Source organism: Pseudomonas sp. TJI-51 (assembly GCF_000190455.2).
GTDB lineage: Bacteria > Pseudomonadota > Gammaproteobacteria > Pseudomonadales > Pseudomonadaceae > Aquipseudomonas > Aquipseudomonas juntendi.
Genome location: NZ_AEWE02000059.1, coordinates 11,858 through 25,067 on the forward strand (window position 1 = coordinate 11,858; position 13,210 = coordinate 25,067).

14 protein-coding genes are annotated in these 13,210 nt (G+C 62.9%); 9 read left to right on the plus strand and 5 right to left on the minus strand.

Translation table 11 applies throughout. The features are described from left to right. Nucleotides 1-28 precede the first annotated feature (28 nt). From ctaD to G1E_RS13455, 3 genes are read left to right on the plus strand one after another with little or no spacing between them, the layout of a single operon-like run. Entirely contained in the window at nt 29-1,618 is a 1,590-nt protein-coding gene (ctaD, locus tag G1E_RS13445) for a cytochrome c oxidase subunit I (RefSeq protein ID WP_009683607.1), read from the plus strand. Nucleotides 1,619-1,628: 10 nt separating this feature from the next. Beyond that, nucleotides 1,629-2,195 carry a cytochrome c oxidase assembly protein gene (locus tag G1E_RS13450; RefSeq protein WP_009683606.1) on the plus strand — a complete coding sequence of 189 codons (567 nt, stop codon included), beginning with the start codon at nt 1,629-1,631 and terminating at the stop codon, nt 2,193-2,195. Between the two features lie 16 nt (nt 2,196-2,211). Then, on the plus strand, nt 2,212-3,099 hold the full coding sequence (locus G1E_RS13455) for a cytochrome c oxidase subunit 3 (RefSeq protein ID WP_009683605.1): 888 nt from the start codon (nt 2,212-2,214) through the stop codon (nt 3,097-3,099). 99 nt (nt 3,100-3,198) lie between these two features. Here the strand turns inward: G1E_RS13455 and G1E_RS13460 are convergent, their stop codons facing one another. Beyond that, nucleotides 3,199-3,402 (minus strand): twin transmembrane helix small protein, encoded by a 204-nt coding sequence (locus G1E_RS13460; RefSeq protein WP_003258925.1) that lies wholly within the window; start codon nt 3,400-3,402, stop codon nt 3,199-3,201. A 49-nt stretch (nt 3,403-3,451) separates the two neighbouring features. On the opposite strand from G1E_RS13460, the gene G1E_RS13465 reads away from it, so the two are divergent. The 5 genes from G1E_RS13465 to G1E_RS13485 are packed head-to-tail and all read left to right on the plus strand — an operon-like array spanning nt 3,452 to nt 7,335. Beyond that, a complete protein-coding gene (locus tag G1E_RS13465; protein WP_033690521.1) occupies nt 3,452-4,189 on the plus strand; it encodes an SURF1 family protein in 738 nt (245 codons plus the stop codon). Further along, nucleotides 4,158-4,739, plus strand: coding sequence for a hypothetical protein (locus tag G1E_RS13470; protein WP_009683603.1), 582 nt, complete (start codon nt 4,158-4,160; stop codon nt 4,737-4,739). The genes G1E_RS13465 and G1E_RS13470 overlap by 32 nt, the downstream gene beginning before the upstream one ends. A gap of 9 nt (nt 4,740-4,748) precedes the next feature. Next, nucleotides 4,749-5,828, plus strand: coding sequence for a heme A synthase (locus G1E_RS13475; RefSeq protein WP_009683602.1), 1,080 nt, complete (start codon nt 4,749-4,751; stop codon nt 5,826-5,828). Further along, the gene (gene cyoE / locus G1E_RS13480; RefSeq protein ID WP_009683601.1) at nt 5,813-6,706 is read left to right on the plus strand and encodes a heme o synthase; all 894 of its coding nucleotides are present in this window, start codon (nt 5,813-5,815) and stop codon (nt 6,704-6,706) included. The genes G1E_RS13475 and cyoE overlap by 16 nt, the downstream gene beginning before the upstream one ends. Then, entirely contained in the window at nt 6,703-7,335 is a 633-nt protein-coding gene (locus G1E_RS13485; RefSeq protein WP_009683600.1) for an SCO family protein, read from the plus strand. Before cyoE ends, G1E_RS13485 begins: the two co-directional genes overlap by 4 nt. A 119-nt stretch (nt 7,336-7,454) precedes the next feature. Here G1E_RS13485 and G1E_RS13490 read toward each other — a convergent pair whose 3' ends face one another. The 3 genes from G1E_RS13490 to G1E_RS13500 all read right to left on the minus strand — a co-directional run bounded on the left by G1E_RS13490 (nt 7,455) and on the right by G1E_RS13500 (nt 9,971). Then, nucleotides 7,455-8,228 (minus strand): MetQ/NlpA family ABC transporter substrate-binding protein, encoded by a 774-nt coding sequence (locus G1E_RS13490; protein ID WP_009683599.1) that lies wholly within the window; start codon nt 8,226-8,228, stop codon nt 7,455-7,457. 64 nt (nt 8,229-8,292) lie between these two features. Next, nucleotides 8,293-8,964 carry a methionine ABC transporter permease gene (locus tag G1E_RS13495; RefSeq protein ID WP_009683598.1) on the minus strand — a complete coding sequence of 224 codons (672 nt, stop codon included), beginning with the start codon at nt 8,962-8,964 and terminating at the stop codon, nt 8,293-8,295. Continuing rightward, entirely contained in the window at nt 8,964-9,971 is a 1,008-nt protein-coding gene (locus tag G1E_RS13500) for a methionine ABC transporter ATP-binding protein (RefSeq protein ID WP_009683597.1), read from the minus strand. Before G1E_RS13500 ends, G1E_RS13495 begins: the two co-directional genes overlap by 1 nt. Nucleotides 9,972-10,020: 49 nt before the next feature. Here G1E_RS13500 and katE point away from each other — a divergent pair, with 49 nt between their 5' ends. Then, nucleotides 10,021-12,333 (plus strand): catalase HPII, encoded by a 2,313-nt coding sequence (gene katE / locus G1E_RS13505; RefSeq protein WP_225786166.1) that lies wholly within the window; start codon nt 10,021-10,023, stop codon nt 12,331-12,333. A 155-nt stretch (nt 12,334-12,488) separates the two neighbouring features. On the opposite strand, the gene G1E_RS13510 is transcribed toward katE, so the two are convergent. After that, the gene (locus G1E_RS13510) at nt 12,489-13,196 is read right to left on the minus strand and encodes a PA5502 family lipoprotein (RefSeq protein WP_009683595.1); all 708 of its coding nucleotides are present in this window, start codon (nt 13,194-13,196) and stop codon (nt 12,489-12,491) included. Between the last annotated feature and the right edge of the window lie 14 nt (nt 13,197-13,210).

Consider the following 13,210-nt stretch of genomic DNA (forward strand, 5'->3'; position numbering starts at 1 on the left):
GCAATCAGTGGATTGCAGGAGACAGGACATGAGTGCAGTGATCGACGACCACGCCCACGGCCATGACCATGCGCACGGCCCGGCCAAGGGCCTGATGCGCTGGGTGCTGACCACCAACCACAAGGATATCGGCACCCTGTACCTGTGGTTCGCCTTCCTCATGTTCCTGTTGGGTGGCTCGTTCGCCATGGTGATCCGCGCCGAGCTGTTCCAGCCGGGGCTGCAGATCGTCGAACCGGCGTTTTTCAACCAGATGACCACCATGCACGGGCTGATCATGGTCTTCGGCGCCGTGATGCCGGCCTTCGTCGGCTTGGCCAACTGGATGATCCCGCTGATGATCGGCGCGCCGGACATGGCCCTGCCGCGCATGAACAACTTCAGCTTCTGGTTGTTGCCGGCGGCGTTCCTGCTGCTGGTTTCAACCTTGTTCAGCCCCGGTGGCGGGCCGAATTTCGGCTGGACCTTCTACGCCCCGCTGTCGACGACCTATGCCCCGGCCAGCGTCACCTTCTTCATCTTCGCCATCCACCTGATGGGTGTCAGCTCGATCATGGGGGCGATCAACGTGATCGCGACCATCCTGAACCTGCGTGCCCCCGGCATGACCTTGATGAAAATGCCACTGTTCGTCTGGACCTGGTTGATCACTGCGTTCCTGCTGATTGCAGTGATGCCGGTGCTGGCAGGGGTGGTGACCATGATGTTGATGGACATCCACTTCGGCACCAGTTTCTTCAGTGCGGCTGGCGGTGGTGACCCGGTGCTGTTCCAGCATGTGTTCTGGTTCTTCGGCCACCCCGAGGTGTACATCATGATCCTGCCCGCCTTTGGCGCGGTCAGCTCGATCATCCCGGCATTCTCGCGCAAGCCCCTGTTTGGCTACACCTCGATGGTGTACGCCACCGGGGCCATCGCCTTCCTGTCGTTCATCGTGTGGGCGCACCACATGTTCGTGGTCGGTATTCCGGTGGTCGGCGAGCTGTTCTTCATGTACGCCACCATGCTGATTGCGGTGCCCACCGGCGTGAAAGTGTTCAACTGGGTCAGCACCATGTGGGAAGGCTCGTTGACCTTCGAAACCCCGATGCTGTTCGCCATCGCCTTCGTCATACTGTTTACCATCGGCGGCTTCAGTGGGCTGATGCTGGCGATCGCACCGGCCGACTTCCAGTACCACGACACCTACTTCGTGGTGGCGCACTTCCACTATGTGCTGGTGCCTGGGGCGATCTTTGGCATCTTCGCCTCGGCCTACTACTGGCTGCCGAAATGGACCGGCCACATGTATGACGAGACCCTTGGCAGGCTGCATTTCTGGCTGTCGTTCATCGGCATGAACCTGGCCTTCTTCCCCATGCATTTCGTGGGGCTGGCCGGTATGCCGCGGCGCATACCCGACTACAACCTGCAGTTCGCCGATTTCAACATGGTGTCTTCGATCGGCGCGTTCATGTTCGGTGCCACGCAGATCTTCTTCCTGTTCATCGTCATCAAGTGCATCCGTGGCGGCGCGCCTGCACCGGCCAAACCCTGGGACGGCGCTGAAGGCCTGGAGTGGTCCATCCCCTCGCCTGCGCCCTACCACACCTTCCAGACACCGCCGGAAGTGAAGTAGGAGCGCCGCCATGACAGGCCTTTCGCTGAAGCGCCTGGTAACGCGCCTGCTGATGCTGACGGTGGTGATGTTCGCCTTCGGCTTTGCCCTGGTGCCGATCTACGACGTGATGTGCAAGGCCTTCGGCATCAATGGCAAGACCGGCGGGCAGTACGAGGGCCGCCAGGTCAGTGACCCCTCGCGGTCGGTCCGGGTGCAGTTCATGTCGACCAACGCCAGCGACATGGTCTGGGACTTCTACTCCAGCGCCGATCAGCTGGAGGTCCACCCCGGTGCGGTCAACCAGATGATCTTCATTGCCCATAACCCGACCGACCGGCCGATGAGTGCCCAGGCGATACCCAGCATCACCCCCGCCGAAGCCGCGGCGTACTTCCACAAGACCGAGTGCTTCTGCTTTACGCAGCAGGTGCTGCAACCCGGCCAACGCATCGAAATGCCGGTGCGCTTCATCGTCGACCGCGACCTGCCGGCCAGCGTGAAGCACCTGACGCTGGCCTACACCTTGTTCGACATCACCGCTCGCCACCCGCCGGTCGCTCAAGTTGCGGCCCAGGCCGTCCAGGGCGCCCGTTAAGGGAAGGAGAACAGCAATGGCAAGTCATGAGCATTACTATGTTCCGGCGCAGAGCAAGTGGCCGATCATCGCTACCCTCGGCATGTTCATCAGCGTGTTCGGCCTGGGTACCTGGTTCAACGACATGAAGGCCGGGCACCCGGAGTCGCACGGGCCGTTGATTTTCTTCGTGGGTGCTCTGTTTCTGGCCTACATGTTGTTCGGCTGGTTCGGGGCGGTGGTCAAGGAAAGCCGTGCAGGGCTATACAGCGCCCAGCTGGACCGCTCTTTCCGCTGGGGCATGAGTTGGTTCATCTTCTCGGAAGTGATGTTTTTCCTGGCCTTCTTCGGCGCGCTGTTCTACGTGCGCGTGCTGGCGGGGCCGTGGCTGGGTGGCGAAGGGGCCAAGGGTGTTGCCCATATGCTCTGGCCCGGCTTCGAGTTCACCTGGCCGCTGTTGCACATGCCGGACCCGAAGCTGTTCCCGCCGCCCAAGGAAGTGATCGACCCGTGGCACCTGCCGCTGATCAATACCCTGTTGCTGGTCAGCTCCAGCGTGACCATCACCCTGGCCCACCATGCGTTGCGCCGCGACCACCGCGGGGCGCTGAAAGGCTGGATGGCGCTGACCATCGTGTTGGGCATCAGCTTCATCGCGCTGCAGGCCTTCGAGTACCACGAGGCCTATACCAAGCTGGGGCTGACGCTGGGCTCGGGCATCTATGGCGCTACGTTCTTCATGCTCACGGGTTTCCACGGCGCGCACGTGACCTTGGGCACGATCATCCTCATTGTGATGTTCGTGCGCATCCTGCGTGGCCACTTCAACCCGCAGAAACACTTCGGCTTCGAAGCGGCCAGCTGGTACTGGCACTTCGTGGATGTGGTGTGGGTGGGGCTTTTCATCTTTGTGTATGTGCTGTGACTAGCGAACCCTGTGGGAGCGGGCGCGCCCGCGAATGCGCCGGTGCATTCAACATCGCATTCGCGGGCATGCCCGCTCCCACAGGGCGAGGTGAAAACGTCAGAAAGGGGCGTGAGATACGAGCTGACCACTGATGAAGCCCCAGGCGACCAGCCCTATGGTCAGCGCCGCCAGGGTCACCCGCACCGTCAGCGCTTTCAGCAGGCGGGTCGAGTTTTCATCATCTTTGACCAGAAACACCAGGCCACTGAACAAACTGGCGATCGTGGCCAACAGCATCAGGACAATCGCGGCCTTGAGCATGGCGCTACTCCGGGGGGGCGGTGATGTGGATAAGTATAGCGAGGCGCCCGTGAGGCCGTTTCGCCCAGGTTGGGTACCCACCTTGGTGGTACTTGCACTGCTACCGGGGCTGATCGCGCTTGGCTGCTGGCAACTCGGCCGGGCCGAGGAAAAGCGCGCATTGCTGGCCAGCTACGCCGAGCGACGTATCGAAGCGCCGCTGGCGACCAGCCAGTTGAATGGCAACGAAGACAACGCCATGCGCCGCGTGCACCTGTACGGCCGCTTCGACGCCGAGCACAGCGTGCTGCTGGACAACCGCATGCGCGACGGTCAGGCCGGTGTCGAATTGCTGCAACCCTTCCACGACCAGGCCAGCGGCCTGTGGCTGCTGGTCAATCGCGGCTGGCTTCCCTGGCCGGACCGCCGCGTACCGGTGCACTTCGATACCCCCGCCCAGGCCTTGGCCCTCGACGCCTCGGTGTATGTGGTACCCGGCAACACGTTCCAGCTGCACCCGGACCCAGTCGGCGGCCAGTGGCCGCACCTGTTGACCGCCATCGACGCGGCACAACTGTGGGCGCAGCTCGGGCGTGAGGGGTTCGCCCACGAACTGCGCCTGGAACCTGGCCCGGCAAGCTACCGCCTGGGCTGGCCCATCGTGGCCATGGGGCCGGAAAAACACATGGGTTACGCCGTGCAGTGGTTTGCCCTGGCGATCGCCCTGGTGCTGCTCTACCTCTATTTCGGCTGGCGCCAAAACAAGGAGAAAAGCCATGGCCACCGCCACTCCACTGGACGTGCCTGAACGTAGCAAACCCAAAGCCCGCGGGCGTTTGCAGCTGTTGCTGATTCTTCTGGTGGTGCTGGGCCCGATGGTCCTGGCCACCAGCATGTACAAACTCAACTTCTGGGTGCCGGAGGGCCGCAGTTACCACGGCGCCATGATCGGCAACGGTGAGAGCCGTGCCGACCTGGGCGTGGCCGGTGAGGACGGGCGCTGGCAGTTGCTGGTCAGCGCGCCGCAGGCCTGTGCCGAGGAATGCCAGCGGCTGGTGTACCTGGCCCGGCAGATCCAGGTCGGCCTGGGCCGTGATGCCAGCCGGGCCAGCCATGCGCTGGCCGCCGCCCAGCCGCTGAGCGCCGACTACCAGGCCCTGCTCGGGCGCGAATACCCGCAATTGCAACGCTACCCGCTGGATGCGCCGCGCTACCTCAAGCAGGTCGGCGAGGTTGCCCCGCAGCTGTGGATCGTCGATCCGCACGGCAACCTGGTGCTGCGCTACGGCGCCAAGGTCAACGGCAAGCATGTGCTGGATGACCTGCGCCATCTGCTCAAGCTGTCCAATATCGGCTAGGAGCCTGCCATGGCCAGACCCGGATTCCGCCTTGCTGTGTGCGCCACCCTGCTGGCACTGCTGGTCGTCCTGCTCGGTGCCTATACCCGCCTGACCCACGCCGGCCTCGGTTGCCCCGACTGGCCCGGTTGCTACGGTTTCATCAGCGTACCCAAAAGCGAAGCGCAGCTGGCCCATGCCGAACTGCACTTTCCCGAACACCCGGTAGAGGCGGCGAAAGGTTGGGCCGAAATGGTTCATCGTTACTTCGCGGGCAGCCTGGCCGTGGTCATCGCCTTGCTCGCCTTGCAGGCAGTGCGCCGGCACCACAGCGACGGGCAACCCTATCGCCTGCCTGTGCTGTTGCTGGGTGTGGTGCTGGCCCAGGCGGCGTTCGGCATGTGGACGGTCACCCTGAAGCTTTGGCCGCAGGTCGTCACGGCCCACTTGCTGGGGGGCTTCACCACGCTGAGCCTGCTGTTCCTGTTAACCCTGCGGCTTTCGCGGGCCTTTGCGCCGTTGCCCAAATTGCCGCTCAGCCTGCGGCGGGTCGCTGCGCTGGCCTTGCTGGTGGTGATCGGGCAGATCGCCCTGGGTGGCTGGGTCAGTGCCAACTACGCAGCGGTTGCTTGTATTGACCTGCCCACCTGCCATGGCCAGTGGTGGCCGGCGGCGGACTTCAGCAATGGTTTCCACCTGACCCAGCATGTTGGCCCCAACTACCTGGGGGGGCAGCTGGACAGTGATGCGCGCACGGCCATCCATGTCAGCCACCGGCTGGGCGCGCTGGTGGTCACCTGCGTGCTGCTGATGCTCAGCTGGAAACTGCAGCGCTGTGGTTTGGGCGGCCTGGCCCGGCTGGTGTTGCTGGCGTTGGCCGTGCAGGTAGGCCTGGGCATCAGCAATGTGCTGCTGCACCTGCCGCTGGCCATAGCGGTGGCGCACAACGCCGGTGGGGCTTTGCTGTTGCTATGCATGGTGCTGGTGAACTACCGCATTCGGGTGGTCGACAAGGTACGCGTGGGTGTCGGCCAAGGCTGGCGCTTGCGGCCAGTGACCGGCGTTGGCATTTCCCATCACATGAGGAACGAGTCGTGGCGACGCTTCTGAGCACCCAGCGGGCCAGCTGGCGCGATTACCTGGAGTTGACCAAGCCCAAGGTGGTCGTGCTGATGTTGATCACCTCATTGGCGGGCATGTTCCTTGCCACCCGTGCGGGGGTGGGCTGGAGTGTGTTGGTGTTCGGCAACCTGGGTATCGGCCTGTGCGCGGGTGGCGCGGCAGTGGTCAACCATGTGGTCGACCGGCGCATCGATGCGCTGATGGCGCGTACCCGCAAGCGGCCGCTGGCCCAAGGCCGTGTCGAGCCCTTGCCGGCGTTGCTGTTTGCCCTGGCGCTGGCGCTGCTGGGCATGGCCCTTTTGCTGATTTTCACCAATGCCCTCACTGCCTGGCTGACCCTGGCCTCGCTGCTTGGCTATGCGGTGCTCTACACCGGTTTTCTCAAGCGTGCCACGCCGCAGAATATCGTGATTGGCGGCCTGGCCGGCGCTGCCCCACCCCTTCTGGGCTGGGTCGCGGTCAGCGGCCAGGTCAGTGCCGAGCCGTTGCTGCTGGTGCTGATCATCTTCGCCTGGACCCCACCGCACTTCTGGGCCCTGGCCATCCACCGCAAGGAGGAATACGCCAAGGCCGACATTCCGATGCTGCCGGTGACCCACGGTGAGCGCTACACCAAGCTGCACATCCTGCTGTACACCCTGATATTGCTGGCGGTGAGCCTGTTGCCCTACGCCATCCACATGAGCGGCCCGCTGTACCTGGCCTGTGCCCTGGCCCTGGGCCTGCGCTTCCTGCGATGGGCCTGGGTGTTGTACCGTGGCAGCCGGCCGCACGCAGCGATCGGCACCTTCAAGTACTCTATCGTGTACCTGTTCGCGCTGTTCATCGCGTTGCTTCTCGACCACTACCTGTTGCTGAACCTATGACCCGAACCCAGAAAACCGTCTTTGTCCTCGTTGCCCTGGTCGCGCTGATCATGGGCCTTACCGTCAACAAAGTGCTCAATGGCCGCGACCAGCCCAACCCTGCCGAGCTGATCGATGCCGGTATCATCCTGTTGCCGCAAAGCCGCGCCGTGGCAGATGTAACCATGACCAACCAGGATGGCCAGCCGGTGCAGCTGGATGAACTGAAAGGCAAGTGGTCGCTGCTGTTCTTTGGCTACACCTACTGCCCGGACATCTGCCCGACCACCCTGGCCCAATTGCGCCAGGTGAAGAGCGAGCTGCCCAAGGATGCTGTCGACCGGTTGCAGGTGGTGTTGGTGAGCGTCGACCCGAACCGCGACACGCCGAACCAGCTGAAGCAGTACCTGGCTTATTTCGACAAGGACTTCATTGGGGTGGCGGGGTCGATCGAAGATACCCAGAAGCTGGCCAATGCCCTGAGCATTCCATTCATTCCGGCAGATACCAGCAAGCCGGGCTACACCGTGGACCACAGCGGCAACCTGGCGGTGGTCGGGCCGGACGGGCGTCAGCGTGGGTTCATTCGGGCGCCGTTCAACAACCAGAAGCTGGTGGCGCAGTTGCCTGGGTTGGTCAAACGGGATTGATGGGGCATTGAAAGCTTCGCGGGCACGCCCGCTCCCACAGGGATATCACAAGGCCTGAGGCTAGCGATGTCCCTGTGGGAGCGGGCATGCCCGCGAAGAAGCCAGCGCGATTGCGAGGCTTAAAACGCCGGAACCACAGCGCCTTTGTACTTCTCGGTAATGAACTGCTTCACCTCAGGCGAGTGCAGCGCCGTTGCCAGCTTTTTCATCGCGTCCGAGTCCTTGTTGTCCGGGCGGGCAACCAGGATGTTCACGTAGGGCGAATCGCTGCCTTCGATGGCCAGGGCATCTTTCTCGGGGTTCAGCTTGGCTTCCAGCGCGTAGTTGGTGTTGATCAGCGCCGCGTCCACCTGGGTCAGCACGCGCGGGATGGTGGCGGCTTCCAGTTCACGGAACTTGATGTTCTTCGGGTTCTCGGCAACGTCCTTCACGGTCGACAGGATGTTCTTGTTGTCCTTGAGCTTGATCACGCCGGCCTTGTCCAGCAGCAACAGGGCGCGGCCGCCGTTGGTGGCATCATTCGGGATGACCACGGTAGCCCCGGAAGGCAGTTCGTCCAGCTTCTTGATCTTGGTCGAGTACACGCCCAGCGGCTCGATGTGCACGCCTACCACGCTCACCAGGTCGGTGCCCTTGGCCTTGTTGAATTCATCCAGGTACGGCTGGTGCTGGAAGAAGTTGGCGTCCAGGCGCTTTTCCGCCACCTGCACGTTCGGCTGAATGTAGTCGGTGAACTCCTTGACCTTCAGTTCCACGCCCTCTTTGGCCAGCGCCGGTTTGACGAAGTTGAGGATTTCGGCGTGTGGCACCGGGGTAGCGGCGACGGTCAGGGTTTCGGCAGCATTGGCCGAGAAGGCCGCGACAGCGGCGACAACAGCAAGCAGCTTCTTCATTGATCACTCCTTGTGAGGGCCGCGACGGCCCCCGAACGGGTCGGCCAGGCCGACCCCATTGGGGTTACTTACGGGAAAAATGTACGACCAGTTTGTCGCCCACGCTTTGCAGCACTTGCACCAGTACCAGCAGCAGTACCACGGTGACCACCATCACGTCGGTCTGGAAACGCTGGTAACCGAAGCGGATCGCCAGGTCGCCGAGGCCACCGGCACCGACTACACCGGCCATGGCGGTGTACGAAACCAGGGTGATGGCGGTGACGGTGATGGCCGCGAAGATACCCGGACGGGCCTCAGGCAGCAGCGCGCTGGTGATGATCTGGCGGGTGGTGGCGCCCATCGACTGGGTCGCCTCGATGATGCCGCGGTCCACTTCCCGCAGGGCAGTTTCCACCAGCCGCGCGAAGAACGGCGTGGCACCCACCACCAACGGTGGAATGGCGCCGGCGACACCCAGCGAGGTGCCGGTGATCAGCACCGTGATCGGGATCATCACGATCAGCAGGATGATGAACGGCAGCGAGCGCAGAATGTTCACCACCAGCGACAGCAGCGCATACACGCCCTTCTGTTCGAACATCTGCTTCGGGCCGCAGAGGAACAGCAGCACGCCCAAGGGCAAGCCGAGCAGCACGGTGAAGAACAGCGAGCCGAACAGCATGATCATGGTATCGACGGTGGCCAGCCAGATTTCGGCCCAGTCGACGTTGGCAAAGAAATTCAGGGCGTCCATCAACGCAGTACCTCCATATGTACGTCAGCTGCCTTGAAGTGGGCGAACGCCGCTTCCATGTCACCGCCGATCAGGGCGAGGGTGAGCTGGCCATAGGGGATATCCTTGATGCGGTCGATACGCCCGGCAAGGATGCTGTAGTCCACACCGGTTTCACGGGCCACGGTGCCCAGCAGCGGTGCGTAGGTGGCATCGCCCTGGAAGGTCAGGCGCACGATGCGGCCCGGGACGTGGGCGAAATCGTCGCGTTGCTCGCCTTCGTCGACCTGCTCGTCCTCCTGGACGAAGCGCTTGGTAGTGGCGTGCTGCGGGTGCAGGAATACCTCGGCCACCGAGCCCTGCTCGACGATCTCGCCTGCATCCATCACCGCCACGCGGTCGCAGACCCGGCGGATCACGTCCATTTCGTGGGTAATCAGCACGATGGTCAGCTTCAGCTCACGGTTGATTTCGGCGAGCAATTGCAGGACCGAAGCCGTGGTTTGCGGGTCGAGGGCGCTGGTGGCCTCGTCGCACAGCAGGATCTTGGGGTTGGTAGACAGGGCGCGGGCGATACCGACGCGTTGCTTCTGGCCGCCCGATAACTGCGCCGGGTACTTTTTGGCGTGGTCCGAGAGCCCGACGCGGGCCAGCAGTTCGGTGACGCGCTTGTCGATTTCGCTGCGCGACAGCTCGCCGGCCAGGGTCAGTGGCAGTGCCACGTTGTCGGCGACGGTTTTGGAAGCCAGCAGGTTGAAGTGCTGGAAAATCATCCCGACCTGCTGGCGGAAGCCGCGCAGCTGGCTGGCGTTGAACGCGGTAACGTCTTCGCCATCGACGATGATCTTGCCGCCGGAAGGCTCTTCAAGGCGGTTGATCAAACGCAGCATGGTGCTCTTGCCGGCGCCGGAGTGGCCGATAAGGCCGAACACCTGGCCATCTTCGATGGTCAGGCTGGTCGGATTCAATGCGGGGATTTCCCTACCGGCAACGCGGTAGGTCTTGTGTACCTGTTGGAACTCGATCACGTAGCGAACCTTGTGGGGCGCATGGAATTTGGGTCAGCGGTTAGCTGGGGTGGCGCATTTTAGCCTTTTCCCCTGGCTGTTCTTAGCATTTATTTCGTCAGGCACCAATCCTTCGGGTATATGGCGACAATCGGTAAACCTGATTGAACGCTCGCCGCTCCCCTCCAGTCACTACCAGAACAAGCCCGAACGGGCATGCCTGAAGACTGACGAGGAGAGCCGACCCATGCCCAGCAAGAAAACGGACGCGCCCAAGCACAGTGAGGCCGCCGGCACCCAGACCCCCGACCGGGCCAACACCAATGCCAAGCTGCAGAGCCTGGAGCCGTTCCGTAGCGATGCTACCGGCCAGGCGTTGCGCACCAACCAAGGGGTGAAGATCGCCGATAACCAGAACAGCCTGAAGGCGGGTGCGCGCGGGCCTTCGCTGCTTGAAGACTTCATCATGCGCGAGAAGATCACCCATTTCGACCATGAGCGTATCCCGGAGCGTATCGTGCACGCCCGCGGTACCGGGGCGCACGGGTATTTTCAGAGCTATGGCTGCCATGCCGAACTGACCAAGGCGGGTTTCCTGCAAGACCCGGAAAAGATCACCCCGGTGTTCGTGCGCTTTTCCACTGTACAGGGGCCACGCGGCTCGGGTGACACGGTGCGTGATGTGCGCGGCTTTGCCGTGAAGTTCTACACCGATGAAGGCAATTTCGACCTGGTTGGCAACAACATGCCGGTTTTCTTCATCCAGGACGCGATCAAGTTCCCGGATTTCGTGCATGCCGTGAAGCCTGAGCCGCACAACGAAATGCCGACCGGTGGCTCGGCCCATGACACGTTCTGGGATTTCGTTTCGCTGGTGCCCGAATCGGCGCACATGGTGATCTGGGCGATGTCCGACCGCGCCATTCCCCGTAGCCTGCGCATGGTGGAAGGCTTTGGTGTACACACCTTCCGCCTGATCAACGCCGAAGGCGTGGCCAGCTTCGTCAAGTTCCACTGGAAACCGCGCCAGGGCGTGCATTCGGTGCTGTGGGACGAAGCGCAGAAACTGGCCGGCAAAGACACCGACTACCACCGCCGCGACCTGTGGGAAGCCATCGAGACCGGTGACTACCCAGAGTGGGAATTGGGCGTGCAGATCGTACCCGAGGCAGACGAGCATAAGTTCGACTTCGACCTGCTCGACCCTACCAAGCTCATCCCTGAAGAGTTGGTGCCCGTGACGCTGCTGGGCAAGATGGTGCTCAACCGCAACCCGGACAACTTCTTCGCCGAAACCGAGCAGGTGGCGTTCTGCCCGGGGCATATCGTGCCCGGTATCGACTTCACCAACGATCCGCTGCTGCAGGGCCGGCTGTTCTCGTACACCGATACGCAGATCAGCCGCCTGGGTGGGCCGAATTTCCATGAAATCCCGATCAACCGGCCGGTGGCGCCCAATCACAGTGGCCAGCGCGACGCCATGCACCGCATGACCATCGACAAGGGCCGTGCTTCGTATGAGCCCAACTCCATTGATGGCGGCTGGCCGAAGGAAACCCCACCAGCCGCGCAGGATGGCGGCTTCGAGAGCTACCAGGAGCGCATCGATGCGCACAAGATCCGCCAGCGCAGCGATTCGTTTGGCGACCACTTCTCCCAGGCGCGGCTGTTCTTCCAGAGCATGAGCCCTACCGAGCAACAGCACATCATCAAGGCCTACAGCTTCGAGCTGGGCAAGGTGGAGCGTGAAAGCATTCGCCAGCGGCAAGTGAATGAGATTCTTGCCAATATCGACTTGAAACTGGCGGCGGCTGTCGCGGCGAACCTGGGGCTGCCCGCACCCAAGCAGGGTACGGTCCAGGTGAAAGGCAGCAAGTTGGCGCAGTCCAAGGCGTTGAGCCAAATGAACCACCCTGGTTCGGTAGGCATCAAAGGCCGCAAGATTGCAGTGCTGGTGGCCGACGGCGTGGACGCGGCCAGTGTCGACAAACTGGTGAAAGCGCTGGAGGCCCACAGTGCACGGCCCATGCTGCTGGGGCCGACGTCGGCGCCGGTGAAGGCGGCCGACGGCAAACAGCTACCGGTGGATGCCTCGATGGAAGGAATGCCGTCGGTCATGTTCGACGGGGTTGTGGTGCCGGCGGGCAAGGCCTCTACCGATGCGCTGGCGGCCAGCGGCTTGGCCAAGCACTTCCTGCTGGAAGGCTATAAGCACCTCAAGGCGATGGTGCTGACCAAAGACCTGGTTAGCGGCCTGGGGCTCAAGGAGGACAAGGGCCTCCTGGTGGGGGATGACCAGAAAGTGATGGATGCCTTCGTCAAGGCGGTAGAGGGGCATCGGGTTTGGGAGCGGGAGGCTGCTGCTGAGGCTGTGCCGGCCTGATACCAGCCCATTAAGTAATTTGGGGCCGCTTTGCGGCCCTTCGCGGGCACGCCCGCTCCCACACGTTTGGCGCTGAACTCAAGAAATGCGCGATCCCCTGTGGGAGCGGGCGTGCCCGCGAAGGGCTGCAAAGCAGCCCCAGCGCCCCAGCGTTTTCAGCGCTGATGCGGCACCAGAACCACCTGCGCCGGCAGCGAGCGCTGAATTTCATGCTTTTGCTTCAGCTCAAACCCGCTGTCGAGCTTGCGCACGCGCTTCTCCAGCAAGGTTTTCAGCCAGGGCGCGTCGTGGGTGCGCGGCACCTGGAACACCACTTCACAGTCATAGCTCACCACGTCTGCCGCAATGTCATCCAGTTGGCGGCGCATGGCGCGGCTGTCGGTGGTTTTCAGGGCCACCACGGTGCTGGGTGCGGTCGGGTCGATGATCAGCGCCTTGGGCTTGGCCTCGGCGGCCTTCAGCGCCGCTTCGGCTTTGGCCAGCTCGGCCTTGCGCGCCTGGCTCACGGCGTCGCCCCCGGTCACCGCAGGGGCTTGCGGCATCAGCGCCCGGGCACGGGCCAAGGCCGTTGCAGCGGCATTCACGTCACCTTTTTGCAGCACGATCTGGCTACGCTGCAGGTAGGCTTCGGCCAGTTGGCGCTGGTATTGCTCCAGGCGTGCGTCGTCGGGCGCCTGGGCCTGCAGGGCAGCCAGCTGGTCTTCGGCGGTGGCCAGCTCGTTGCTGGCGATGTTTTGTTGCAACTGCTGCCAGGCATCGGCTTGGGCAGGTGCGGTGGCCTGTTCCACCGGCGCACTGGAACAGGCAGCCAGGAACAGGGAAAACGCGGCAACAAGCAGATAACGGGAGGCGAACGGCTTCATTCCTGCGATTCTCT

Excerpts from the sequence above, each read along its gene's own strand:
- G1E_RS13460 (WP_003258925.1), bottom strand. The coding sequence starts at position 3,402 with ATGCTCAAGGCCGCGATTGTCCTGATGCTGTTGGCCACGATCGCCAGT.
- ctaD (WP_009683607.1), top strand. The coding sequence starts at position 29 with ATGAGTGCAGTGATCGACGACCACGCCCACGGCCATGACCATGCGCAC.
- G1E_RS13490 (WP_009683599.1), bottom strand. The coding sequence starts at position 8,228 with ATGAAGAAGCTGCTTGCTGTTGTCGCCGCTGTCGCGGCCTTCTCGGCC.
- G1E_RS13485 (WP_009683600.1), top strand. The coding sequence starts at position 6,703 with ATGACCCGAACCCAGAAAACCGTCTTTGTCCTCGTTGCCCTGGTCGCG.
- G1E_RS13470 (WP_009683603.1), top strand. The coding sequence starts at position 4,158 with ATGGCCACCGCCACTCCACTGGACGTGCCTGAACGTAGCAAACCCAAA.
- G1E_RS13475 (WP_009683602.1), top strand. The coding sequence starts at position 4,749 with ATGGCCAGACCCGGATTCCGCCTTGCTGTGTGCGCCACCCTGCTGGCA.
- G1E_RS13455 (WP_009683605.1), top strand. The coding sequence starts at position 2,212 with ATGGCAAGTCATGAGCATTACTATGTTCCGGCGCAGAGCAAGTGGCCG.
- G1E_RS13450 (WP_009683606.1), top strand. The coding sequence starts at position 1,629 with ATGACAGGCCTTTCGCTGAAGCGCCTGGTAACGCGCCTGCTGATGCTG.
- G1E_RS13510 (WP_009683595.1), bottom strand. The coding sequence starts at position 13,196 with ATGAAGCCGTTCGCCTCCCGTTATCTGCTTGTTGCCGCGTTTTCCCTG.
- G1E_RS13495 (WP_009683598.1), bottom strand. The coding sequence starts at position 8,964 with ATGGACGCCCTGAATTTCTTTGCCAACGTCGACTGGGCCGAAATCTGG.